The sequence below is a fragment of the Azonexus sp. IMCC34839 genome (genome assembly GCF_047047955.1).
Classification (GTDB): Bacteria; Pseudomonadota; Gammaproteobacteria; order Burkholderiales; family Rhodocyclaceae; genus Azonexus.
In genome coordinates, this window is record NZ_CP150631.1 from 2386095 (window position 1) to 2408923 (window position 22829).

Annotated in this window: 22 protein-coding genes and 2 tRNA genes; 19 read left to right on the forward strand and 5 right to left on the reverse strand. The window is 63.7% G+C overall.

Annotated features, from left to right (window positions below; translation table 11 throughout):
- Window positions 1-14 precede the first annotated feature (14 nt).
- From WIF35_RS11670 to WIF35_RS11720, 11 genes are read left to right on the forward strand one after another with little or no spacing between them, the layout of a single operon-like run.
- Window positions 15-299, forward strand: coding sequence for a phosphopantetheine-binding protein (locus WIF35_RS11670; RefSeq protein ID WP_412478387.1), 285 nt, complete (start codon window positions 15-17; stop codon window positions 297-299).
- Entirely contained in the window at window positions 296-967 is a 672-nt protein-coding gene (locus tag WIF35_RS11675) for a hypothetical protein (RefSeq protein WP_412478388.1), read from the forward strand. The genes WIF35_RS11670 and WIF35_RS11675 overlap by 4 nt, the downstream gene beginning before the upstream one ends.
- Complete coding sequence (locus WIF35_RS11680; RefSeq protein WP_412478389.1) at window positions 964-2301, forward strand: AMP-binding protein; 1338 nt, start codon at window positions 964-966, stop codon at window positions 2299-2301. Before WIF35_RS11675 ends, WIF35_RS11680 begins: the two co-directional genes overlap by 4 nt.
- A complete protein-coding gene (locus WIF35_RS11685) occupies window positions 2294-2602 on the forward strand; it encodes a 3-hydroxyacyl-ACP dehydratase FabZ family protein (RefSeq protein WP_412478390.1) in 309 nt (102 codons plus the stop codon). The genes WIF35_RS11680 and WIF35_RS11685 overlap by 8 nt, the downstream gene beginning before the upstream one ends.
- Window positions 2599-3510 (forward strand): acyl-CoA synthetase, encoded by a 912-nt coding sequence (locus tag WIF35_RS11690; protein WP_412478391.1) that lies wholly within the window; start codon window positions 2599-2601, stop codon window positions 3508-3510. Before WIF35_RS11685 ends, WIF35_RS11690 begins: the two co-directional genes overlap by 4 nt.
- Window positions 3507-4076 (forward strand): LolA-related protein, encoded by a 570-nt coding sequence (locus tag WIF35_RS11695; RefSeq protein WP_412478392.1) that lies wholly within the window; start codon window positions 3507-3509, stop codon window positions 4074-4076. The genes WIF35_RS11690 and WIF35_RS11695 overlap by 4 nt, the downstream gene beginning before the upstream one ends.
- Window positions 4073-6400 (forward strand): MMPL family transporter, encoded by a 2328-nt coding sequence (locus WIF35_RS11700; RefSeq protein WP_412478393.1) that lies wholly within the window; start codon window positions 4073-4075, stop codon window positions 6398-6400. Before WIF35_RS11695 ends, WIF35_RS11700 begins: the two co-directional genes overlap by 4 nt.
- Window positions 6397-7044 carry a hypothetical protein gene (locus WIF35_RS11705; RefSeq protein ID WP_412478394.1) on the forward strand — a complete coding sequence of 216 codons (648 nt, stop codon included), beginning with the start codon at window positions 6397-6399 and terminating at the stop codon, window positions 7042-7044. Before WIF35_RS11700 ends, WIF35_RS11705 begins: the two co-directional genes overlap by 4 nt.
- 3 nt (window positions 7045-7047) lie before the next feature.
- Complete coding sequence (locus WIF35_RS11710; RefSeq protein ID WP_412478395.1) at window positions 7048-7848, forward strand: polysaccharide deacetylase family protein; 801 nt, start codon at window positions 7048-7050, stop codon at window positions 7846-7848.
- Window positions 7845-8567, forward strand: a complete 723-nt coding sequence (locus WIF35_RS11715) for a methyltransferase (protein WP_412478396.1) — start codon at window positions 7845-7847, stop codon at window positions 8565-8567. The genes WIF35_RS11710 and WIF35_RS11715 overlap by 4 nt, the downstream gene beginning before the upstream one ends.
- A gap of 4 nt (window positions 8568-8571) precedes the next feature.
- Window positions 8572-9741 (forward strand): DUF1615 domain-containing protein, encoded by a 1170-nt coding sequence (locus WIF35_RS11720; protein WP_412478397.1) that lies wholly within the window; start codon window positions 8572-8574, stop codon window positions 9739-9741.
- Window positions 9742-9810: 69 nt separating this feature from the next.
- On the opposite strand, the gene WIF35_RS11725 is transcribed toward WIF35_RS11720, so the two are convergent.
- Together WIF35_RS11725 and WIF35_RS11730 are read right to left on the reverse strand one after the other, a co-directional pair.
- Window positions 9811-12489 (reverse strand): EAL domain-containing protein, encoded by a 2679-nt coding sequence (locus tag WIF35_RS11725; protein WP_412478398.1) that lies wholly within the window; start codon window positions 12487-12489, stop codon window positions 9811-9813.
- 144 nt (window positions 12490-12633) lie between these two features.
- Entirely contained in the window at window positions 12634-13764 is a 1131-nt protein-coding gene (locus tag WIF35_RS11730) for an ABC transporter substrate-binding protein (protein WP_412478399.1), read from the reverse strand.
- Between the two features lie 139 nt (window positions 13765-13903).
- Between WIF35_RS11730 and WIF35_RS11735 the strand changes: the two genes are divergently transcribed.
- From WIF35_RS11735 to fabG, 4 genes are read left to right on the forward strand one after another with little or no spacing between them, the layout of a single operon-like run.
- A complete protein-coding gene (locus tag WIF35_RS11735; RefSeq protein ID WP_412478400.1) occupies window positions 13904-15094 on the forward strand; it encodes a beta-ketoacyl-[acyl-carrier-protein] synthase family protein in 1191 nt (396 codons plus the stop codon).
- On the forward strand, window positions 15091-15894 hold the full coding sequence (locus WIF35_RS11740) for a beta-ketoacyl synthase chain length factor (RefSeq protein ID WP_412478401.1): 804 nt from the start codon (window positions 15091-15093) through the stop codon (window positions 15892-15894). The genes WIF35_RS11735 and WIF35_RS11740 overlap by 4 nt, the downstream gene beginning before the upstream one ends.
- The gene (locus WIF35_RS11745) at window positions 15888-16337 is read left to right on the forward strand and encodes a hotdog family protein (protein WP_412478402.1); all 450 of its coding nucleotides are present in this window, start codon (window positions 15888-15890) and stop codon (window positions 16335-16337) included. Before WIF35_RS11740 ends, WIF35_RS11745 begins: the two co-directional genes overlap by 7 nt.
- Window positions 16338-16351: 14 nt before the next feature.
- Entirely contained in the window at window positions 16352-17071 is a 720-nt protein-coding gene (gene fabG, locus WIF35_RS11750) for a 3-oxoacyl-ACP reductase FabG (protein WP_412478403.1), read from the forward strand.
- 103 nt (window positions 17072-17174) lie between these two features.
- Here the strand turns inward: fabG and WIF35_RS11755 are convergent, their stop codons facing one another.
- The gene (locus tag WIF35_RS11755; RefSeq protein WP_412478404.1) at window positions 17175-18719 is read right to left on the reverse strand and encodes an ATP-binding protein; all 1545 of its coding nucleotides are present in this window, start codon (window positions 18717-18719) and stop codon (window positions 17175-17177) included.
- A 180-nt stretch (window positions 18720-18899) separates the two neighbouring features.
- Here WIF35_RS11755 and WIF35_RS11760 point away from each other — a divergent pair.
- The 3 genes from WIF35_RS11760 (at window position 18900) to WIF35_RS11770 (ending at window position 19410) form a co-directional block, all read left to right on the forward strand.
- Window positions 18900-18975, forward strand: a tRNA-Val gene (locus WIF35_RS11760).
- A gap of 1 nt (window position 18976) precedes the next feature.
- Window positions 18977-19061, forward strand: a tRNA-Leu gene (locus tag WIF35_RS11765).
- Between the two features lie 106 nt (window positions 19062-19167).
- Window positions 19168-19410: a hypothetical protein gene (locus WIF35_RS11770; protein WP_412478405.1), complete on the forward strand. Its 243-nt coding sequence runs from the start codon at window positions 19168-19170 to the stop codon at window positions 19408-19410.
- 1 nt (window position 19411) lies between these two features.
- Here WIF35_RS11770 and WIF35_RS11775 read toward each other — a convergent pair whose 3' ends face one another.
- Window positions 19412-19738, reverse strand: a complete 327-nt coding sequence (locus WIF35_RS11775; RefSeq protein ID WP_412478406.1) for a thioredoxin family protein — start codon at window positions 19736-19738, stop codon at window positions 19412-19414.
- Window positions 19739-19878: 140 nt separating this feature from the next.
- Here WIF35_RS11775 and WIF35_RS11780 point away from each other — a divergent pair, with 140 nt between their 5' ends.
- Window positions 19879-21615 carry a diguanylate cyclase gene (locus WIF35_RS11780; protein ID WP_412478407.1) on the forward strand — a complete coding sequence of 579 codons (1737 nt, stop codon included), beginning with the start codon at window positions 19879-19881 and terminating at the stop codon, window positions 21613-21615.
- Between the two features lie 13 nt (window positions 21616-21628).
- Here the strand turns inward: WIF35_RS11780 and WIF35_RS11785 are convergent, their stop codons facing one another.
- Window positions 21629-22828, reverse strand: a complete 1200-nt coding sequence (locus WIF35_RS11785; RefSeq protein ID WP_412478408.1) for a cation:proton antiporter — start codon at window positions 22826-22828, stop codon at window positions 21629-21631.
- Window position 22829: the final 1 nt, after the last annotated feature.

Here is a 22829-nt window from a genome sequence, read left to right on the forward strand (position 1 = left end):
ACGGAAACGCCACCATGTCCGCAGCCCTCTCCCCGGAAGCCATCGAAACCCTGTTGCCGGAAGTTGCCGAACTGATCGTCTCGGCGCTCAACCTCGAAATGGCCCCCGGCGAGATCGAACCGGATGCGCCGCTGTTCGGCGATGGCCTCGGCCTGGACTCGATCGACGTGCTGGAAATCGCCCTGGTCATCTCCAAGCGCTACGGTTTCCAGCTCAAGTCCGACAACGAGGACAACGTGCGCATCTTCGCCTCGCTGCGCGCGCTGACCGCGCACATCGCCAGCCAGCGGACGAAATGACACTCAGCGCCAGCGCAGCACAGGCTTTGCGCAGCCTGGCGCTGGTCGCCCTGCTCATCGCCTGGGCCGCCGCCGCGCATTTCGGTAGCGCTGGCGCCGGCAGCCCGGACATCAACGCGGCGATCGGCGTCAGTCCCATCGTCTTCATCCTCGGTTTGCTCGTCTGGCGTCTGCTGAACCCGTTCACCCGCCTGCTCGGCGCACTGGCCGTCGGCGCACTACTCGCCTGGCTGTGGCCGGCGCTGCGCCAGAACGTCGCCTTGCTTTACCTGATCCAGCACATCGGTTCCAACTTGGCGCTCGGCGTTTTTTTCGGCCGCACGCTGCTCGGCGACGGCGAACCGCTGATCACCCGCATCGCCCGGGTAGCCATGCAGCGTCCGCTGTCCGAGCGCAAGCAGCGCTACACCCGGCAGGTCACCGCCGCGTGGACCGCCTTTTTCTTCGCTGTCGCCAGCACCTCGCTGTTGTTGTACCTGCTGGCCCCGCTGGCGGTCTGGTCGGTCTTCGCCAACCTGCTGACGCTGCCGCTGCTCGCCGCCATGTTCATCGGCGAACACCTCTGGCGCATGCGCGTGCTGCCGCCGGAAGAGCGCCCGAGCATCGCCCAGGCCATCCGCGCCTACCGCCACGCCACCCAACAGAATTCATCGGCCAAAGCCCCATGAGCCATTCGCCCCTGCTGTCCGCCACCGACCTCGATGCCGTCTTCGCCTGGCTGCCGGGCGGCCCGCGCCGGGTGCGCGACTTCCTGGCTGAAGCGGAGGCGCTGGCCGCCCAATTGCCGCCGAGCCGCCACCTGCTCAATGTCTGCCAGGACCGCTACCGCTTCGCCGTCGGTTTCGCCGCCGGCCTGACCAGCGGCCGCGTCAGCCTGCAACCCGCTTCGCAGTCGGCCGAGACACTGCACCGTCTGCAAGCCGAATTCCCCGACATCGTCTGCCTGCACGACGGCCATTTCGACAGCCACGGCCTGCCCAGCATCGTCTTTCCCGACACTGCTGCGGTGCACAGCGAAAAAGTCGAAAAAATCCCGCAGATCGCCGACGACACCCTCGCCGCCATTCTGTTCACCTCCGGCTCGACCGGCCTGCCGCAGCCACATCGCAAGACCTGGGGCAAGCTGGTGCGCAGCGGACGTGCCGAGGCACAGCGTTTCGGCCTGGACCACCGGCCGCATCACATCGTCGGCACCGTCCCGGTACAACACAGCTACGGTTTCGAATCGACCTTCCTGCTGCCGCTGCACGGCAACTGCCCTTTCTGGTCGGGCAAGCCCTTCTACCCGCAGGACATCGTTGCCGCCTTGGCCGCAGCCCCCGAGCCACGCCTGCTGGTAACCACGCCTTTCCACCTGTCGGCCCTGCTGGCCTCGGGGCTGGAACTGCCGCCGGTCGACATGCTGCTCTCCGCCACCGCGCCGTTGTCCAATGCGCTGGCCGCCCAGGCCGAGGAACGCACCGGCGCCCCGATGATGGAAATCTACGGATCGACCGAAACTGGCCAGCTGGCCAGCCGGCGCACCACCGACGGGGCGATCTGGACCCTGCTGCCCGGACCGCATCTGGAGCAGGAAGACGATACGACCTACGCACAGGACGGCCACGTCGAAGGGCGGGTGCCGCTCTCCGACCTGATCGAGATTCTCGATGACCGCCGTTTCGTGTTGCACGGCCGCCATGCCGACCTGATCAATATCGCCGGCAAGCGCACCTCGCTGGCCTATCTGAACCACCAACTGGGCGAAATTCCCGGCGTGGTCGACGGTGCCTTCTTCCTGCCCGACGACGAAACCCCGGATGGCATTACCCGCCTGACCGCCTTCGTCGTCGCCCCCGCGCTCGACAGCCGCTCGCTGATGGCAGCGCTACGCGAGCGGGTGGATGCCATCTTCCTGCCGCGCCCCCTGGTTTTCGTCGATCAGCTGCCGCGCAACACGACCGGCAAGCTGCCGCGCAACAACCTGCAGGCGCTCTACGCCGAGAAGGTGAAACATGGCTGAGACCGTCTATGCCTGGACCGTACCGGTCGATCACCCGACTTTTGCCGGGCATTTCCCCGGCAATCCCATCCTGCCCGGCGTCGTCCTGCTCGACCGCGCCATCCTGTGCGCCGAACAACTGCTCGGCCAGCCGGTCGCGCACTGGCAAGTCGGCAATGCCAAGTTCCTCAGCCCGGTCGGCCCCGGTGAAACGCTGCACTTCACCCTGGAGCAGAAGGCCAGCGGCACCATCGCCTTCACCGCCCGTGCCGGCGACGGCCGCAGCGTCGCTTCCGGCAGCCTGACGCCGCCCGCGCCATGAACCGGACCAAGACCGCCGACGCCGACTGGGCGAAGCGTCAGGAAAAGAGCAATCTCGCCATCCTGCGCTTGATGGTGTGGATCTCGCTGACCTTCGGCCGCGCCATCGGCCGCCTCGTGCTTTACGGCATCGCTGCTTACTACGTGCTGTTTGCCGCCCAGGCGCGACGCGCCAGCCGCGATTACCTGCACCTGGCGCTCGACCGCTGGGCCGAATGGTCGGACGGCTTCCGCCACGTCTTTTCCTTCGCCAGCACCATCCACGACCGCATTTACCTGCTGAACGACCGCTTCGACCTGTTCGACATCGAGGTGGTCGGCGCCGAGGAGTTGCACGCGGCTGTCGACGAAAAACCCGGTGCCCTGCTGTTCGGTGCCCATCTCGGCAGCTTCGAAGTCTTGCGCGCCCTCGGCCGCCAGCGCGCCGGACTGAAGGTGGCAATGGTCATGTACGAGGAAAACGCCCGCAAGATCAACGCCACGCTGCAAGCCATCAATCCGGCGGCAGCGCAGGACATCATCCCGCTCGGCCGCATGGAATCCATGCTCAACGTCCGCGACAAGCTGGAGGAGGGCTATCTCGTCGGCCTGCTCGCCGACCGCAGCCTGGGCGACGATGCTGCGGTGCACTGCGAATTTTTGGGAAAAATGGCCCCCTTCCCGGTCGGCCCCTGGCGCATGGCCGCCATGCTGCGCCGCCCGGTCTATTTCATGACCGGCCTCTACCTGGGCGGCAACCGCTACCGCATCCACTTCGAGCAACTCGCCGATTTCACCGACACCCCGCGCGAAGAGCGCGATGCCGCCGTGCATCAGGCCATCCAGCGCTACGCCGACCGCCTGACGCACTATTGCCGCGTCGCCCCCTACAACTGGTTCAACTTCTTCGATTTCTGGCAACAAAAATGAAGCGTTTTCTCCTCACTGGCCTCCTGCTCACCGCCTTTGCCGCCTCGGCCAGCGCCGCTTTCGACGTCGGCCAGTTGATGAGCGACCTGGCCAAACACAAGGGCGGTCGCGCCAAATTCACCGAAAAGCGCTTTCTCGCCGTGCTCGACAAACCGGTCATCGCCACCGGCGAAATGACCTACACGCCGCCCGACCGCCTGGAAAAACGCACGCAGACCCCCAAGGTCGAGACGCTGACGCTGGACAAGGACCTGCTGACTATCGAGCGCGAGAAGCAGAAACTGTCGATCAACCTGGCCAACCAGCCGGAAGCGCTCGCCTTCGTCGACAGCATCCGCGGCACGCTGGCCGGCAATCGCGCCGCACTGGAAAAGAACTACGCCCTGCATTTGGCTGGCTCCAGCGATAAGTGGGTACTCACCCTGCTACCGAGCGACCAGAAGATCGCGGCGCTCGTCCAGCGCATCACCGTCAGCGGTACCAAGAACCAGGTGCGCAGCATCGAATACCTGCAGGCCGACGGCGACCGCTCGCTGCTGACCATCGAACCCATCGACGGTAAATGAAACTGACTGCCTTCCGCGCCCTGGCGATCTGGCTGCTGGCCATGCTGGCCGGCGCGGCCATCGTCTGGCACAGCCGCTTCACTGCCGACATGTCCTTCTTCCTGCCGGCCAAGCCGACGGCCGAGCAGCAGGTGCTGGTCGACCAGTTGAAGGAGGGCACCGTCTCCCGCCTGCTCATGCTGGCGATCGAAGGCGGCGACGAGCAGCAGCGTGCCGACGCCTCGCGCGCCCTGCGCGCCCGCCTGGGCGAACGCGCCGAATTCGTCTCGGTGCAGAACGGCGAAGCGGCCCGCTACGATATCGACCGCGACTTCCTGCTCAATCACCGCTACCTGCTGAGCCCCGCGGTCAACGCCGAGCGTTTCACCGTCGACGGCCTGCGCCGGGCCATCGGCGACAGCGTGGACCTGCTCACTTCGCCGGCCGGCATGCTGCTCAAGCCGTTCATCACGCGCGACCCAACCGGCGAGCTGGTCGAACTGCTCACCCAGTTTTCCGGCGGCAACCAGCCGGCCAGCCAGGCCGGCGTGTGGGCTTCGCCCGATGGCGGCCGGGCCTTGCTGCTGGTTCAAACCGCGGCCCTCGGCTCCGATACCGACGGGCAGGAAAAGGCCATCGAATCGATCCGCAGCGAATTCGCCCAGGTCGCATCGGCCGGCGACCTGCGCCTCGTTCTCTCCGGCCCCGGCCTGTTCGCCGTCAAGGCGCGGGCGACGATCAAGGACGAAGTGGCCCATCTGTCGCTGCTCAGCACGCTGGCCATCGTCGCCGTGCTCTTTTTCGTCTATCGCTCGCCACGCCTGCTCGTGCTCGGCCTGGTTCCGGTATTGAGCGGCGCACTGGCCGGCGTCGTCGCCGTCAGCCTGGTTTACGGCACGGTCTTCGGCATCACCGTCGGCTTCGGCTCGGCGCTGATCGGCGAAGCGGTCGATTACGGCATCTATTACTTCATCCAGTCCGGCCGGCTCGGGCTGGAGGCTTGGCGCGCCCGCTTTTGGCCGACCATCCGCCTCGGCGTGCTGACTTCGATCTTCGGCTTCGGCGCCTTGCTCTTCTCCGGCTTCCCCGGTCTCGCCCAGCTCGGCCTCTATTCGCTGGCCGGCGTGCTGACCGCGGCCATGGTCACGCGCTTCCTGCTGCCGCCGCTGGTCGGCCCGTGTATCCATGTGCCGGCTCCGGGCCGCCTTGGCCGCGGCCTGATCGCCGCCACCCACACGCTGCGCCGTGCCCGCCTGCCGCTGCTCGGCCTCGCCCTGTGCGCCGCCGCTTATCTCGCCGTGCAGCACGCCTCGCTATGGCATCCCAACCTGTCGGCACTATCCACCGTTACCGAAGAAGACTCGATCGTCGACGGCAAGCTGCGCGCCGACATCGGGGCACCGGATTCGCGCTACATGGTGGTCATCACCGCCGCCGAGCGCGAGCAGGCCCTGCAGGCCGCCGAGCGGGCAGGGCAGCAGCTCGACCGCCTGCAGCAGGCCGGCCAGCTCGGTGGCTACGAGAGCCCGGCCCGCTTCCTGCCCAGCGCCGCAGCGCAAGCTGCGCGCCAGGCCGCATTGCCGGAAGGCGACGAACTGCGTCGCCGGCTGGCCGAAGCCCAGATCGATTCGCCGCTGGCCGTCGGCAAGCTGGAACCCTTCATCGCCGAAGTCGACGCCGCCCGCCACGCCGCGCCGATCACCCGCGACAACCTGAACGGCACCAGCCTGGCGTTGGCGGTCGATTCGCTGCTGCTGCAGCGGCCGGAGGGCTGGAGCGTGCTGCTACCGCTGCGCCCGCCCGGCGGCAGAGACGGCCTCGAGCTGCGTATCGGCGATATCCGCGCCGCGCTGACCGGCAGCGGCGCGTTGTTCATCGATCTCAAGCACGAATTCGACGACCTCTACGCCGACTACCTGCACGAAGCCCTGCTGCTGTCGCTGGCCGGCGTCGCCGCCATCGTTGCGCTGCTCGCCTTCACGCTGCGTTCGATGCAACGTCTGGTGCGCGTCCTGTTGCCACTGGCCATTGCCGTCATGCTGGTCATCAGCGGCCTGCATCTGGCCGGTGAGCGCCTGCATCTGCTACACCTGATCGGCATGTTGCTGATCGTCGCCGTCGGCTCCAATTACGCGCTGTTCTTCGACGGCATCGATGCCGGCCAGGCGCTCGAAGCCGACACCCTGATGTCGATGGCAGTGGCCAATCTGACCACGGCCATCGGCTTCGGCACGCTGGCTTTGTCATCGGTTCCGGTACTGCACGCGGTCGGCATCACGGTCGGGCCGGGCGCCATTCTGGCGCTGCTGCTGTCGGCGGTTTTCGTTCCACGTGAAACGCGATGAGCGAGCTGCGTACCCTGCACCATGAGGTCGGCGGCCGGCATCTGCTGGTGCTCCTGCCCGGCGCCTACATGACGCCGGAAGACTTCGTCGCCGCCGGTTTCTTCACCGCCGCCGAACGCCGCCGGCTCGATCTCGACATGGCTGCGGTGCACCTCGATCTGGAGCAGATTTCCAGCGGCAGCGCCTTGCCTGCCGTGCAGGAACAGATTCTCGGCCCGGCCCGCCAGCGCTACGACAGCGTCTGGCTCGGCGGCATTTCGCTCGGCGGCCTGCTGACCCTGTGCCACAACGCCGACCAGCCGGGCAGCATCGATGGCCTGTGCCTGCTCGCGCCTTACCCTGGCAGCCGATTGACCCTCAACGCCATCACCCGTGCCGGCGGCCTCGATGCCTGGCAACCGACGGCAGAGCAGCTGGACGACCCCGAGTTCCGTATGTGGCGCTGGCTCAAGCAGCCGCCGGCGGAGCTACCGGTCTTCGTCGGCTACGGTAGCGAAGACCGCTTCGCCGCCGGCATGCAGCAGATCGCCGAACGCTTCCCGGCCAACGCCCGTCTGGCCGTGCCTGGCGGCCACGACTGGCCGGTCTGGCAGGCTTTGTGGGAACATTTCCTCGATCTCGGTCACTTTCCGCCCCGTAACTGAACCATGCCAACGCCCTGGAAACCTTCCGCCACCCTGCTAGCCAGCTTCGCGCTGCACGGCGCCGCCGCCCTCGGCACGCTGGCGATGCCGGCCGCCTGGCCGTGGGCGCTCGGGGCACTGGTCGCCAACCACGCGGTGATTACCGCCGCCGGCTTGTTGCCGCGCTCGACCCTGCTCGGCCCGAATATCGTCCGCCTGCCCGAAGCCTCGGCCGCCCGCCACGAAATCGCCCTGACCATCGACGACGGCCCCGATCCGGCAGTCACCCCGCGCGTGCTCGATCTGCTCGATGCGGCCGGCGCCAAGGCCAGCTTCTTCTGCATCGGTCATCGCGCCCGCCGGCATCCTGAACTGTGCCGGGAAATCGTCGCCCGCGGCCATCGCGTCGAGAATCACGGCGACTCGCACTCGAAAGTCTTTTCGCTCTTTGGCCCTGGTCAAATGCAGCGCGACATCGCCGCCGCCCAGGCAACCCTGTCCGATGTCACCGGCCAGGCACCACGCTTCTTCCGCGCCACCGCCGGCCTGCGCAATCCCTTCCTCGACCCGGTCTTGCACCGCCTCGACCTGCGCCTGGCCGCCTGGACGCGCCGCCCCTACGACACGCGCACCGGCGATGCGGAAGTCGTTTTCCAACGCCTGACCCGCCAGTTGGCGGCCGGCGACATCCTGCTCTTGCACGACGGCCACGCCGCGCGCACGGCCGACGGCCAGCCGGTCATTCTCGCCGTGCTGCCACGCCTGCTGCAAACCCTGGCCGAAAACTCCCTGACTACCGTCACGCTCCACGAAGCCCTGCCATGAACAAGTCTTTCCTCAAGAGCCTGCTCGACGAAGCCGCCCGCCCGTTCCGTACCGGCGGCCATTTCGCCTACCACTACGCCCGCGGCAAGCTGTCTTCCGACTGCATCTTCCGCGAGTTGCTGCGCCAGGGCATCTTTCCCAAAAGCGGGCGCTTCCTCGACCTCGGTTGCGGCCAGGGCAGCCTGTTTTCCTGGCTGCTCGCCGCCCGCCAGCATTACGAAGCCGGCAACTGGCCGAGCGACTGGGCCGAGCCGCCGAAGCCGACGCAACTGCTCGGCTACGAGTTGATGCAGCGCGACGTTGACCGCGCCGCCCGCGCCTTTGGCCGCGACCATCCGATCGTTCAGATCCGCCAGGGCGACATGTGCAAGACCGACTTCGGCCAGGTCGACGTCGTGACCATCCTCGATGCCCTGCATTACTTCGACCACGGCCGGCAGAAGGACGTCCTCAAGCGCATCCGCGCCGCGCTGCCACCGGGCGGCCTGTTCCTCACCCGCGTCGGCGACGCCTCGGCCGGCCTGCCTTATCACCTGTGCAACTGGGTCGATCACGCCGTTACCTTCGTGCGCGGCCACCGCCTGCCGCGCCTGTATTGCCGGCCGCTCGCCGAATGGGTCGATATCCTGAAGAACCTCGGTTTCACGGTCGACACGATGGATATGAACGAAGGCAAACCCTTCGCCAATGTGATGCTGATCTGCCGGGTGCCGGCCTAAGCTGATGCGCCGCTGGCTGCCCCTGGGCATCGCCCTCACCGTGCTCGCTGGCTGCTCCAGCTTCGAGAGCGAGCCGGAAGGGCCGGCCTTGCCGGCCGACTTGGGGCGCCGTGCCGACGGCAAGCCGGCCACCGCTTGGCCAACCTCACTGTCTGAAGCCGAGGTCAAGCAACGCATCATCCAGTTGATTCCCGGCACCGCCCGGGACAAGGCCGGCTGGGCCGGCGATCTGTATGCTGCCTACAAGGCACTCGACATTCCGCACGCAGCGCAGACCTATTGCGCCACCATCGCCGTCATCGAACAAGAATCCAGTTTCCAGGCCGACCCGACGGTGCCCGGCCTGCCCAACATCGTGCGCCGCGAACTGGAAACCCGGGCAGGGCGCTTCGGGATTCCCAAGCTGATCGTCAATACGGCACTGAAGAAGACCTCGCCCGACGGCAAGACCTACGACGAGCGGATCGATGGACTGAAGACGGAAAAACAGCTCAACACGCTGTTCGAGGACATGATCGGCGAACTGCCCTTCGGCCGGCAGCTTTTCGCGGACTACAACCCGGTACGCACCGGCGGGCCGATGCAGGTCAGCATCGAGTTCGCCGAAAAACAGATCAAGGAAAAGGCCTACCCCTATCCGGTCGCCCGGAAGGTTCGCGACGAAGTGTTCACCCGGCGCGGTGGCGTCTATTTCGGCAGCGCCATCCTGCTCGATTACCCGGTCGGCTACGACAACATCGTCTACCGCTTCGCCGATTTCAATGCCGGCCGCTACAGTAGCCGCAACGCCGCCTTCCAGAATGCGCTGGCCAAGGTCAGCGGCAAGGCGCTAACGCCGGACGGCGACCTGCTGCGCTACGAGAATGGCCAGCCGGCGGCCGTGGCGAGCAGCGTCGAAGAGGCTGCCATTGGCCTCGCCGGCAAGCTGGACATGAGCCGGCCGCAAATCCGCCGCGACCTGTTGCTGGAAAAGACCGCCGCCTTCGCCAAGAGCCCGCTGTTCAACCGCGTTTTCGAATTGGCCGAGCAGGGCAGTGGCCGGCCCATGCCGCGCCAGGCCATGCCGCAGATCGACTTGAAAAGCCCCAAGATCACCCGCCAGCTGACCACCGAGTGGTTCGCCCGCCGCGTCGAAGGCCGTTACCGGGGCTGTCTCGCCCGTAGCGGGCGGTAAAGCTCACTGCTGCGGTGCACCGGGCAAAAAGGGCAAAAAGCGCAAAAACCGAGACAACGCTGCCGCGGCTCAAGCGCGGCTGAACATTGCCTCAACCACGGGCGCCGGCTGCGGCCGGCTAAAGTGGAAACCCTGCTGCAGCACGCAACCCTCGGCCAGCAGGAACTGGCGCTGCTCGTCCTTCTCGACACCTTCAGCAATCACCTCCTTGCGCAAGCTGGTAGCGATGCCGATAACTGCCCGCGTGATGGCGATATCGTCCTCGTCGTGCGGCAGATCGCGGACGAAGGATTGGTCGATCTTGATCCGGTCCACCGGTAGCTGCTTCAGGTAGCCGAGGCTGGAATAACCGGTGCCGAAGTCGTCCACCGACAGTTTGACGCCCAGCGCCTTCAGGGCGCGCAGCGTTTCGATGATGTGCTCGTTGTCCTGGATGAACGCGCTCTCGGTGATCTCCAGTTCGAGCCAACGTGCATCCAGCCCCGTTTCCGCCAAAACCTTCGCAACCAGCGGCGCCAGACTGGGCTGGCGCAGTTGTACCGCCGACAGATTCACCGCGACGACCACCGGCGCGAAGCCGTGCGCGATCCACTCGGCGTTCTGTCGACAGGCTTCGCGCAGCACCCATTCGCCCAGCGGGTTGATCAGGTTGCTTTCCTCGGCAATCGGGATGAAGCGGGCCGGCGAGATTTCGCCTTGCTCGGGAGGCTTCCAGCGTACCAGCGCCTCGACACCGATCACTTCGCCACTGCGCGCATCGACCTGCGGCTGGTAATGGAGCAGGAACTCGTTTTTCTGGATGGCCCGGCGCAAGGCCGTCTCCAGCGCGACGCGGGCCGAAACGCGGGTATTCATCTCGGCCGTGAAGAAGCGATAGGTATTGCCGCCCGCGGCCTTGGCCTGATACATCGCCGTATCGGCATTCTTCAGCAGGCTGCCAATATCGTTGCCGTCATCGGGGTAGATGCTCACCCCGATACTGACCCCGGCCTGGAGTTCATGCTCACCGATCTGGATGGGCTGGCCGAGAGCGACGAGCAGTCGCTCGGCAATGAAGGCGACGCGCGAGACGCTACCGAAGTCCTGCAGCAACACGGCAAACTCGTCGCCGCCCTGGCGGCTGATCGTGTCGCGCTCATCCAGGCTGGCCCGCAGGCGTTGCGCCACCTGTTGCAGCAAGAGGTCGCCGATCTCGTGGCCGAGTGTGTCGTTGATGTCCTTGAAATGATCGAGGTCGAGGAAGAGCACGGCGATCTGCACCCGGTCGTGCACCGCCCGCGACAAGGCTTGGGCCATGCGGTTGCTCAACTGCAGGCGATTCGGCAAATCGGTCAGTTGATCGTGTTCCGCCAGATGCTGGATGCGCAGCTGGTTCTCTCGAATCTGCGTGATATCCCGTGCCACACCGGCAACGCCCGCCAGGTGATGGTGCTCATCGAGCACTGGGGTAGCAATGCACTCGTAGTAGCTCACCCGACCGCCCGGCATCGGGTAGCCACCGTCCAGACGCTGCTGGTTCTGCGTCTCCAACGCCTTGCCATCGAGCGCCTGCAGCACGCTCGCCATCGGCTGTGGCCAGACGGCGTCGATGCTTCGGCCGAGCGCATCTTCCGGTGAGCGCTCGCAGGCGCGACAGAAGGCCTCGTTCACCGCGATCAGACGCTGCTCACGGTCGGTCAGCCAGGCGGGATCCGGCAGGCTGTCGAGCAAAGCACGGGTGCGCAAAACCGTCGTCTGGTAGGCTTCGGTCATCCCGCGGGCCAGCCGCTCGGCCTGGGTATAGGTGCGCAGCCAGACGAAAATCCAACCGGCCAGCAAGATGGCCAGGATGGCTGCGCTACCGGCACTCCACACCACCTGTTGTCGCCAGTTGGCCAGGATGTCTTCGGTCGCATGACCGGTCAGGATATACAGGGGGTAAGCGCCCACCCGCCGTACGACATACATCCGCTCGACGCCATCAACACCGGAGTGGGCCGTATAGATGCCTTCCGCCTCGCGACGTTCGACAATGCCGCGCAGTTGCTCGCTGACGATGGGCTGGCCCAGCTTCGCCGAAACTGCGGGATAACGGGCCACCATGCGCAATTGATCGTCGATCAGGGTCACGGTACGCGACGAACCGAATTTCAACGACGCATAGAAATCTTCGAAGTATTCGGCCCGCACTGCCGCCTGAACGAGCCCGGCGAAACCACCGTCACCGCCGTTCAGCCGGCGACTCAGGGTGATCACCCAATTGTTGGTGATGCGGGCAAAAATGGGTTGCGAGACGACGAGCCCGCCCTCGGCCTCTTCCTTGTTGCGCAGGAAATAGTCGCGGTCGCCGATCGTCGCCGTGGACAGCTGCCCGGAGGCGTCGTAGATGAAGTGGCCAGCGGCATCCGCCACGCGCAGGCTCTGTGCCTCACCGATCAAGGTCAGATAACCGGCCAACACCGTATTGACCTTGTCGGTTGCCAGGCTCTCCCCGGTCAGCGGTTCGCTCAGGCGCAAGCGCGTCGTGACCAGGACGGTGTCGATCTTGTCCATGACACTACGGGCATGGTCCTCAAGGGTACGGGCGATGTTGACCTGAGTTTGCCGGGCAAACTCCATTTCACGATCGTAAGATTGTTTCAGACTGAATACGCCGAGACCGACGTAGGTCGCCAATGCTGCCAACCCCAAGCCGACCACTACGCTTCCGCGCCGCCCGCGTTGGCCGCTCCGGGGCGGCGCCGCCTGATCGGGAATCCGATTTTCCATGGAGGGTGCCGCAAAACCGAGACGAAACATTGTCTATATTTAACAATGTTTCGAATTGATCCAGCGCAAACAAGTTGCGCATTCTCGGGGTCGGAATCGACCGGGGGAGTCGTGAAAATACGCTCCCCCCTTCAATCCAGCCGATCAGCGCATCAAACGTCCGGAACTGCCGACGATGGTGACTTCGACGAAATGCGAGCCGAGGCGATTGTTCTTGCCGTAATCGACATTGAGCCCGCCCAGATCGAAGTTGCGCATGCCTTCCAGCGCCGCCACCAGTTTTTCGCGCGTCGGCTGCGGTCCGGCCCGGCGCAGGGCTTCGGCAGCGAGTTTGGCGGCAATATAGCCTTCGATCACCGTGTAGGTTGCGCCGCTTTTCGGGGCGAATTCAGCCGGCAGGGCCTGGAATTCGCGGACGACCGGCGTCAGCCCGGAAAACGGGTAGGGCATCACCTGGGCGATGGCAACGCCCGCCGCACCGATGCCCATTTCCGCCTGCAAGGCCTTGTAGCCGACCACTGACAGGGCAAAGAATTGGGTTTGCTTGCCGGTCTGGCGCATTTCCTTGACGAAGGCGGCCGTCGGTTTGTAGGTACTGATCATCACCACGCCTTGCGGGTCGGCGGCGGCAATGGCGCGCGTGGCCTCGCGCACGTCGTTCTTGGTCTTGTCGTAAGCACCGGTGGCAACGACCTTCAGCTTGCGCTTGGCCAGTGCCTTCTCGACGCCGGCCAGGCCCGACTTGCCGAAGGCGTCGTCCTGGTAGAACACGGCAATGCGGTTGATCCCCAAGGTGGTCAGCTGGTCGATGATCTTCTCCGTTTCGTCGCCGTAGCTGGCGCGTAGCCAGAAGGTGGTCGGCGAACTCTGCTGGCGCAGTTCGTCCGAGCCGGTATACGGGGCGAGCGAGGGGATGGCCTTTTCGTTGATCAAGGGCAGCAAGGCGGCGTAATTCGCCGAACCGAACATGCCGAGCAGTGCGAAGACGTCTTCCTTGTCGATCAGGATCTTGGCGTTTTCCACACTGCGCTCGACGACATAGCCGTCGTCCAACGTCACCAGCTCGATACGGCGGCCGTTGATGCCGCCCTTGGCGTTCAGCGCATTGAAATAGGCCAGCATGCCGTCGCGGTACTCGCTGCCCAGTTCGGCCAGCGGACCGCTGAGGGGTAGGGACTGACCGAAGCGCACAGGGCCCGATTGAGCATGGGCGAGACTTAAAGAAAATAGCAGGACGATGCCCGCCAGCAGGCGGCGAACCAAGGGTAATTGCATGATGCTGTCTCCTGAGAGTGTTTATAGTTGCGCGCCCAGTCTAGGCGGCAACTCGGGAGAAAAATGTCATTCCGGAGACATTCGGTAAGCCTTTCGGCATGTCTGCTAAAATTGGCAACCCTTGGTTCCGGAACACGTCGTGACGCCGCTGCTGCTCTCTTCCTACACCGCCACCACCTGCCTCGGCCGCGGGCTCGATGCCACGCGCGCCGCGCTCCGCGCCGGCCGTAGCGGACTCGCTCCCTGCACCTTCGAAACGGTCAAGCTCGACACCTGGATCGGCGAGGTTGCTGCGGTGGACGAGCAGGAATTGCCAAAAAACCTGGCCCGTTACGATTGCCGTAACAACCGCCTGACCCAGATGGGCCTGGAAACCGACAGCTTTGCCGAGCACGTGCGCGCCGCCATCGGCCGCTATGGCAAAACCCGCGTCGGCGTCTTCCTTGGTACCAGCACGGCCGGTATCCTGCAGACCGAACTGGCCTACCGCCGGCGCGACCCGGCAACCGGTGCGCTGCCGGGCGATTTCATCTACCGGACGACGCACAACTCCTTCTCGCTGGCCGAATTCACCCGCGACTATTTCGGCCTGGAAGGCATGGCCATGGCCATCTCGACCGCCTGCTCGTCAAGCGCCAAGGTGTTCGCCGCGGCGGCCCGTCAGCTGGCCCTTGGCACCATCGATGCCGCCATCGTCGGCGGCGTCGACAGCCTGTGCCTGACCACGCTGTACGGCTTCGCCTCGCTCGAACTGACTTCATCCCGCCCCTGTCGTCCCTACGATGCGGCGCGTAACGGCATCTCGATCGGCGAGGGCGCCGCTTTCGCGCTGCTCGAACGTACCGACCATGCGGCTCCCGGCAGTGTGCTCTTGCTCGGCTGCGGCGAGTCGAGCGATGCCTACCATATGTCCTCGCCGCACCCGGAAGGCCTCGGCGCCAAGCTGGCCATGGAAGCGGCGCTCAAATCCGCCCAGCTGACGGTCGGCGACATCGATTACATCAACCTGCATGGCACCTCGACGCCGGCCAACGACGCCGCCGAAGGCAAGGCCGTCGCCGCGCTGTTCGACAGCCGCGTGCCGTGCAGCTCGACCAAAGGGGCCACCGGCCACACGCTGGGCGCGGCCGGCGCGGTCGAAGCGGTGATCTGCGCGCTGGCGCTGACCGATGGCTACCTGCCTGGCAGCCCCGGCACCGAAACGCTCGACCCGGCCATTCCTATCGACTACCTGCTGCACGGCCGTAATGCGACCGTGCACCACGCCCTGTCCAATTCCTTCGGCTTTGGCGGCAGCAATTGCAGCCTGATCTTCGGGGTGGCCGCATGACCCAGACTCCACTCACCGCCTGGATCGAAGGCATCGGTTTCCTCGCCCCGGGCATGCCCGACTGGCCGACCGCGCGCGCCATCCTGCGTGGCGAACAGGCTTGGGAAAACGCTCCCAGCGTTCTGCCCGCCCCGGCCATCCTGCCGCCGGCCGAGCGCCGCCGGGCCAGCCGCGTCGTCAAACTGACCCTCGCTGTCGGTCTGGAAGCCGCCGCCCATGCCGGTGCCGACGTCTCGACGCTGGCCACGGTCTTTTCCGCCTCTGGTGCAGACGGGCACAACTGCCACGCCATCTGCGAGCAACTGGCCACCGACGACCGCCAGATTTCGCCGACGCGCTTCCACAACTCGGTACATAACGCCGCCGCCGGTTACTGGGGCATCGCCACCAAAGCCATGGCGCCCTGCCAGGTCATTTGCGCTTACGACGCCGGCTTCGGCGCCGGCCTGCTCGATGCGCTTGCACAAGTTGCCCTCGATCGGCAGACGACCTTGCTGATCGCCTACGACAGCGAATACCCGGAGCCGCTGTTCGCCACCCGCCCGGTACCCGATGTCGCCGGCGTGGGACTGGTGCTGGCGCCGGAGAAGAGCGAGCGCTCACTGGCCAGGATCACCGTGCAGCCCTCGACCGCGCCGGCCGAAGCGATGGCCGACGCCGAACTGGACGTCCAACGCAACGCCATTCCGGCCCTGCGCGCGCTGCCCATGCTGCGCCGCCTGGCCAACGGCGAGGGTGGCCCGGTCGGGGTCGATTACCTGCCGCCGATGCAACTGGAAATCGACCTCCAGCCATGCTGAACCGCGACTGGATCAGCCAACGCATTCCACACCAGGGCACGATGTGCCTGCTCGACCGCGTCGTCGACTGGTCGGATAGCCGCATCGCCTGCGCCGCCACCAGCCATGCCGACCCGGCCAACCCCTTGCGCGCCGAAGGGCGCCTGGGCGCCGCCAACGGCATCGAGTACGCCGCGCAGGCCATGGCCATCCACGGTGCGCTGCTGGCCAATGCCGACGGCCGGCCGCGCCAGGGCTACCTGACCAGCGTGCGCAGCGTCAGCCTGCACGTCGCCCGCCTCGACGATCTGCCGGACGAACTCGACGTCGTCGCCGAGCGTCTGTCCGGCGACGGCAACAATATCCTTTACCAGTTTTCGCTGCACCACGCCGGCCGCTGCCTGCTGGAAGGCCGCGCCGCCGTCGTCCTCGACGCTGCTGCGGTGCACGGTGAAAAATCGTGAAAAACGGAGCCTCCATGAAACGCGCCCTCGTCACCGGCGGCAGCGGCGGCATTGGCGCGGCGATCTGCCAGCGCCTGGCCACCGACGGCCATCACGTCATCGTCCATGCCAATCGCAGCCTGGACAAGGCCAGCGCCGTGGTTGAAACCATCGTTGCCGCCGGCGGCAACGCCGAAGCCGTCGCCTTCGACGTGACCGACCGCAGCGCCACCGCCGCTGCACTGGAAACGCTGCTCGAAGCCGGCCCCATTCAGATCCTGGTCAATAACGCCGGCATCCACGCCGACGCCGTCTTTCCCGGCATGACCGGCAAGCAGTGGGACTCGGTGCTCGACGTGTCGCTCAACGGCTTTTTCAACGTTACCCAGCCGCTGACGATGCCGATGATCCGCACGCGCTGGGGCCGCATCGTCAATATCTCGTCGGTCGCCGGCATCACCGGCAATCGTGGGCAGGTCAATTATTCGGCGGCCAAGGGCGCCCTGCACGCCGCCAGCAAGTCGCTGGCGCTGGAACTGGCCAGCCGCGGCATCACGGTCAATTGCGTGGCGCCCGGCGTCATCGCCACCGACATGATCGAAGGCGCCTTCGATTCCGACACCATCAAGAAGATCGTCCCCATGCAACGAGCCGGCAAGCCGGAAGAGGTGGCCGATCTCGTCGCCTTCCTCGCTTCGCCGCAAGCCGCCTACATTTCGGGACAGGTCATCTCGATCAACGGTGGCATGATCTAGTGCTCCGGATCATGGATGCAGAACACGAAATTGCCGGGAATTCACGCTTCCGATAAGGCACGGAGACAAGCCTCATCGCTCCGAGCATTGGCGAAGCTGGCGCCTAGGCTTCCGGCAACGTCACCTCCAGCCAGAATTCGCTGCCCCGGTTCAATTCGCTGGTAACGCCGACCTCGCCACCCATCAGATCCGCCAGTCGTTTGCACAGGATCAGGCCGATACCATTACCGCCATGGTGGCGCGTCGAGGAACCATCAACCTGATGGAATAGTGAGAACAAGTGCGGCAAATGCTCGGGGGCAATGCCGATACCTTGATCACGGACGGCCAGACGCAAACGGTTCTGCTGCAAGCCCTGCTGCTGCAGGCTGACCGACAGGGTAATTTCGCCGGATTCGCTGAATTTCACCGCATTCGCCAGATAATGCCGGGCAATCTCGGCAATATGTCCGCGGTCACCACGAAGGCGACAGGCCATGGTCGCCGGGTCAATCTCCAGCGCTGCCGCCAACGGGCGACCGGCCACATTGCCCAGCAATTCGTTGAACAATTCGTCGGCCAATTGGCCGACCTGGAAGTCCTCGGCCACCGCATCCAGTTCTCCGGTATCGGCCTTCGCCAGACTCAGCAACTGGTTGATCATCTCCAGCAGATGCCCCGAGGCTCGCTGTATGTGCTCGACGCTTTCCAACTGCTTGGGATCGTCCAATTTCCGCTTCAGCAAATGGCTGAAGCCGCTGATCGCATTGAGCGGCGTCCGCAGTTCATGGCTCAGGTTAGCCAGAAAACGACTTTTCGCTAGATTGGCCGCTTCGGCGGCATCCTTAGCCCGACTCAAGGCCTCGTTCGAGGCCGCCAGATCGTTTTTGGCGTGCTCGAGCGCGCCGATCGTCTCGCCCAGGCTCATCCAGCGTCGCCGCAACAGTTCAAGCAGGATGGTGCCAACCAGACTACCCAGAAGGAAAATCGCCAGGTGATTGACGGTCGATTGCTTGCGTGCTCCCTCCAGTGCAGCAGCCACCGGAGAGAAAGGCAGGGTGACGCTGATTCCCCCCCGAACATCGCCGTCACGATAACCCTGCTTGGCATGGCAACCGAGACAAGGCGGTGTCACCTTCAGCGGGGCCATATAGCGCAGAGCGCTCTCCTGGCCATTCGGCGAAGGCACCACCGCAAACACTTCGCGCACGCCTTTCTCGAATTCGCTCAGCGCCTTTTTCTCCCAGGCATCGGCTTCGTTGCCCGGCCGGATCGGCTTGAGACTGGTGATATGGAAGGTCGCCCCCTCCACATCATTTGCCAGTTCGCTGATCAGTCGGGTCATGTAGGCGGGGTTCACCATGGTCAGGCGCGTGCCGTCGGTAGCCACCAAATCGCGACGTGGATGTTCGAGATAGGGATTCGGCTTGATCTTTTCCCCGACCGGCAGGTAGACGCCCCCATGCTCCGCATTCCACGCACGGGTCAGCACGACCATACGGAACATGTTGCGGGCTCCTTCGACCGCGATGTTCATCGTCTGGGTTTCAGTATCGGCGAGATGGGATAACCACGAGGCACCAACGCCAAGTCCCCAAACGAGCACGGGTATGGACCACCAGGAACGGCGGGCAATCAGGCGAGGGACTGTCATCCGCGAAGTTGGCATTGAACTCTCATGTTAGTCACTAATGGCATTGATGCCAGATATTCAGTACGAATTTATCACCAAGGGCCCAAGCATGATAGTCATTTGGTGACAGCCCCCCCAAGGTCATTGACCAGCTACTGAAAAAACTTCCCCGTGCTCGTAATTTTCCGAAATTCCGTTTATAATCCGCGCCCTTTCGCGTCCTTAGCTCAGTTGGTAGAGCGTCGCCCTTACAAGGCGAATGTCGGCGGTTCGACCCCGTCAGGACGCACCAGGCTCTGGTGGTGAAATTGGTAGACACGCTATCTTGAGGGGGTAGTGCCGCAAGGCATGCGAGTTCGAGTCTCGCCCAGAGCACCAAAAGAACATTTGCAATAGAGGCCGCAATCCCGAAAGGGTTCCGGCCTTTTTTGTTGCCGGCCTTCTGCTAAAGTGGGGTTACAACCAGCCAGCGGAGGAACCTGCCATGCAAGTCAGCCCTACCAGCATCAGCCTGCATGCGGCGGCCAGCGAAATCAGCGCCTTGCCGGACGACATCCACGATTGCGAAGTCGCCTTGGCCCATGCCATCGAGCACGGCGAATTAACGGCCAACGTCAAACGCTGGGCGACCGAACAATGGGAAGGGCGACAACTGCCCGGCAACATCAACCGCCTGGAAACCTTCATCGAGCGAGCCAATCTGGCCGCCTGGCAAGCCGGGCGATAGCCTAGGCGCCGATCTTCCTCAACGCAGCCTCGATCTCCGCAAGATCGGTCGGCCTGACCAGACGCTCTACTTCCTGGCCATTGATCAGGAAGATCAGCGTCGGCCACAGCTTGACCCGGTAAGTTCGCCCAAGGCGACGCCCTGGACCATCTTCCACTCTGAGATGGCGAAGCCCGTGTTTTCCTGCCAATGCTTTCTGAAGTAGCACTTCAGCCCGCTGACAGTGGGGGCACCAGTCCACACCAAAATCCAGTAGCAGACCTCCTGCCTGCGTATCGATCTCGTCTATTGTGAGATCACAGGGGAGATAAGGGGAAAGCGCGGACATTCGATCGACTCCTCCTGACAAATCGAGAATACAGACACCGTTAAAAATATATCAAATTATTTATTATTGACATATTTATCGTATTAATTGATCATGCGCACAATTCAAGTTGTCATTAAACGCATCGCAATTCAGCCCTCATGCTCCCCGGAAAACTCTCCTGGCGAATCACGTCTCTTCTGCCTATTGCGGTATTTACCGTGCTGGCGCTTGTTGTCCATTTTCTGGCGAATGGAGAACGTCAACAGCAGATTCTGAACGCAAAGAGCGAGGCATCACAAAAAGCCCTGCTGATACTCTCCCGCCTGGAGAGCGAACTCAATACCAATAGTCACTTGGTCAATGGATTAATTGCCTTCGCGACCACATCCGAGCACACCACCAGCGAATACCTCGACAGCACGCTCAAAGCAGTATTTCAATTCACCCCAAATCTACGGAGACTGGCCATCGCTCCCAAGAACACCGTTAGCCATGTCTATCCACAGGGAGGTTCATCAACGTATATCGGCAATTACCTGCCGGATGATCCTCTACTCTGGCCAATTGTGGGTGAGGCGGTCGAGCAGAGGAAGCGAATTATGGTTGGCCCGCTGACTTTGCCGGGTGAAGCCTTGGGAATGCTCAGTACGACGCCAGTTTTTCTTACTAATGGCGAATATTGGGGTCAATTCATTCTGGAAATCGACTTCGAGTCCCTGATTAGCAGTGCTAATCTGGCTCCGGAAATCGACGGCATGGAATATGCCCTCGGCAGAAAAGAAGCGGGGGATAAATCTCCTAGAGTCTTTCTCGGGAAAAAATCGCTTTTTGAAGAAGATACGGTTCGCTTGAGCCTGCCGATAGCAGGTGGCGTGTGGACGCTGGCGACCCGGCCGGTAAGTGGCTGGAAGACTGGATTTGATCATCTGGACGCACTCGAAATCGGTGGGTTCGCGAGCAGTCTCCTGCTCGCCTGGCTGGTATGGCTGTTTCAGCGGGCGCGCCAGCGCACAGAAGCGAACGAACAACGCCTGAGAACTTATCTTGAGACAACGCGCGATGGAGTGATCGCGATTGACGAACATGGATTGATTCAGGAATTCAACCCGGCTGCCGAAGCCCTTTTTGGCTATCGCGCTGACGAGATTCTTGGAAAGAGCTTGCAGCAATTGATGCCAGCCACCGATGCTGCCCTGAAGGACACCCTCGCGGCGAGCACGAGCGACCAATCCAGGACCATGGCCTTCGGACGTCAAATCAACGGGGTACGAAAGGATGGCACGCAGTTTCCGGCCGAGGTAACGGTAGGCAGTAACGTCAACGACGAAAGCCGACTACATGTCGCAATTGTTCGCGACGTTAGTGAGCGCTTGAACTACGAGCTTAAACTACTTGACTTGGCAACCACAGATCCCTTGACCGGCTCGATGAATCGCCGTTCCTTCGTCAGGACCGCGGCTGCCGCTCTGCAGATGAGTCGCCGCAATGGGAAACCCCTGGCGCTGATCATGCTCGACGCGGACCATTTCAAGAAGGTCAATGATACTTACGGGCATGCGGTTGGTGACCTGGTTCTGAAAAAGCTATCGGCAACTGCCCTGGATAGCTTGCGCGGAACGGACAGTTTTGGCCGCTTCGGTGGTGAAGAATTCGTCATTCTGCTCCCGGAAACCGACCTCGGATCTGCCATCCTGGTCATCGAACGCTTACTGGACAACATACGGGCGTGCGAAGTGATTTCCGATGCCGGCGAATTGGTGAAATTCACGGTCAGTGCGGGAATCGCCATCAGCAACCCCGACGACGATACCGATGCCTTGATCCGGCGAGCCGATGAAGCCCTCTATGAAGCAAAAAAGGGCGGACGCAACCGGTGGGTTGGTCCACAAGAGTAGGATCAGGAAGGCCTCAAGCCGAACGCAGGACCAGTTCCTTCAGACGCGCCAGTTTGGGCGCAACCACCGGCACCGTCAGCATGGTGCTGGCCACCGCCATCAACAGCAGGGCGGTGAAGGTTTCGCTGGTGATGATCTGCTTGTCGAGCAGGATGTTGGCAAAAATGATCATGATCAACGCCTTGGTCTGCAGCAACCAGCCGATGATGCTGGCTTCGCCCGGCGCCCACTTCAAAATGCGGCCGGCCACGCGCACGCCGATCAGCTTGCCGGCGATCGATGCGGCGAGTAGCAGGGCCGCGGCGATGAAGACGGCTGCGCCGCCGACCGCCCAATTGGTGCGCAGGCCGGTACTCAGGAAGAAGACCGGCATGATGACGAGCAACACGTGGTGGCGTAGCTGGTCCATTTTTTCCTGATCGAACCACTCGGCTTCCATGCTCGCCCCGGCCAGGAAGGCGCCAACCATGAAGTGCAGGCCGGCCCAATCGGCGCCAAAGGCGATCGCCGCCAGCCAGATCAGCGCGACATACCAGCGGTCACGTTCGGCAATGCGTTGCATCAGCTTGTGGAACAGCCAGGCCGCCACAGCAAAGGCTATGAGGAAAGCCACCTGACGGCCGATACGCTCCCAGTCCATCAAAATTAACGCGAGCACGCCCCAGATGGCGATATCGTCCAGACTGGCGTAGCGCAGGATACGCTGGCCGATGGGCTGGCGCAGGATTTCCAGCTTCTCCATGAGCAGGATCAGGATGGGCAGGGCGGTGACGGCGCAGGCCATGCCGACGCCGACGACGAATTGCCAGGTTTGCGCTTTCGGCCCCATCCAGCCGTCGAACCCGAGCATCAGGGCGGCCGCCGCGCAACCGAAGGCGAGCGGCGTGCCGAGCGCCAGCCCGGCGGTGATCGAACTCTCGCGACGATGCGCCCAGGCCTTTTTCAGATCGAGCTCGACGCCGGCGATCATCACGAAGAGCATGACCGCCCACCAGGCGATGCCGTTCAGCGACTGGATGACAGCCGGCGTGAAGACGAAGCTGTAGTAATCGGGAAACGCCTTGCCCAGCACGCCAGGCCCGAGCAGGATGCCGGTGATGATCTGGACGACGACCAAGGGTGCGAAGTAATCGGTATTGCCGAGCCGCCAGATCAGGTAGGGCACGGTAAAGATGATGGTCATCGCGATCAGGAAGATTTCTGTCGTATTCATG

What these genes read in the sequence shown, in the direction of transcription:
- WIF35_RS11670 (WP_412478387.1), top strand. Translation starts at nt 15, where the DNA reads ATGTCCGCAGCCCTCTCCCCGGAAGCCATCGAAACCCTGTTGCCGGAA.
- WIF35_RS11675 (WP_412478388.1), top strand. Translation starts at nt 296, where the DNA reads ATGACACTCAGCGCCAGCGCAGCACAGGCTTTGCGCAGCCTGGCGCTG.
- WIF35_RS11680 (WP_412478389.1), top strand. Translation starts at nt 964, where the DNA reads ATGAGCCATTCGCCCCTGCTGTCCGCCACCGACCTCGATGCCGTCTTC.
- WIF35_RS11685 (WP_412478390.1), top strand. Translation starts at nt 2,294, where the DNA reads ATGGCTGAGACCGTCTATGCCTGGACCGTACCGGTCGATCACCCGACT.
- WIF35_RS11690 (WP_412478391.1), top strand. Translation starts at nt 2,599, where the DNA reads ATGAACCGGACCAAGACCGCCGACGCCGACTGGGCGAAGCGTCAGGAA.
- WIF35_RS11695 (WP_412478392.1), top strand. Translation starts at nt 3,507, where the DNA reads ATGAAGCGTTTTCTCCTCACTGGCCTCCTGCTCACCGCCTTTGCCGCC.
- WIF35_RS11700 (WP_412478393.1), top strand. Translation starts at nt 4,073, where the DNA reads ATGAAACTGACTGCCTTCCGCGCCCTGGCGATCTGGCTGCTGGCCATG.
- WIF35_RS11705 (WP_412478394.1), top strand. Translation starts at nt 6,397, where the DNA reads ATGAGCGAGCTGCGTACCCTGCACCATGAGGTCGGCGGCCGGCATCTG.
- WIF35_RS11710 (WP_412478395.1), top strand. Translation starts at nt 7,048, where the DNA reads ATGCCAACGCCCTGGAAACCTTCCGCCACCCTGCTAGCCAGCTTCGCG.
- WIF35_RS11715 (WP_412478396.1), top strand. Translation starts at nt 7,845, where the DNA reads ATGAACAAGTCTTTCCTCAAGAGCCTGCTCGACGAAGCCGCCCGCCCG.
- WIF35_RS11720 (WP_412478397.1), top strand. Translation starts at nt 8,572, where the DNA reads ATGCGCCGCTGGCTGCCCCTGGGCATCGCCCTCACCGTGCTCGCTGGC.
- WIF35_RS11725 (WP_412478398.1), bottom strand. Translation starts at nt 12,489, where the DNA reads ATGGAAAATCGGATTCCCGATCAGGCGGCGCCGCCCCGGAGCGGCCAA.
- WIF35_RS11730 (WP_412478399.1), bottom strand. Translation starts at nt 13,764, where the DNA reads ATGCAATTACCCTTGGTTCGCCGCCTGCTGGCGGGCATCGTCCTGCTA.
- WIF35_RS11740 (WP_412478401.1), top strand. Translation starts at nt 15,091, where the DNA reads ATGACCCAGACTCCACTCACCGCCTGGATCGAAGGCATCGGTTTCCTC.
- WIF35_RS11745 (WP_412478402.1), top strand. Translation starts at nt 15,888, where the DNA reads ATGCTGAACCGCGACTGGATCAGCCAACGCATTCCACACCAGGGCACG.
- fabG (WP_412478403.1), top strand. Translation starts at nt 16,352, where the DNA reads ATGAAACGCGCCCTCGTCACCGGCGGCAGCGGCGGCATTGGCGCGGCG.
- WIF35_RS11755 (WP_412478404.1), bottom strand. Translation starts at nt 18,719, where the DNA reads ATGCCAACTTCGCGGATGACAGTCCCTCGCCTGATTGCCCGCCGTTCC.
- WIF35_RS11770 (WP_412478405.1), top strand. Translation starts at nt 19,168, where the DNA reads ATGCAAGTCAGCCCTACCAGCATCAGCCTGCATGCGGCGGCCAGCGAA.
- WIF35_RS11775 (WP_412478406.1), bottom strand. Translation starts at nt 19,738, where the DNA reads ATGTCCGCGCTTTCCCCTTATCTCCCCTGTGATCTCACAATAGACGAG.
- WIF35_RS11780 (WP_412478407.1), top strand. Translation starts at nt 19,879, where the DNA reads ATGCTCCCCGGAAAACTCTCCTGGCGAATCACGTCTCTTCTGCCTATT.
- WIF35_RS11785 (WP_412478408.1), bottom strand. Translation starts at nt 22,828, where the DNA reads ATGAATACGACAGAAATCTTCCTGATCGCGATGACCATCATCTTTACC.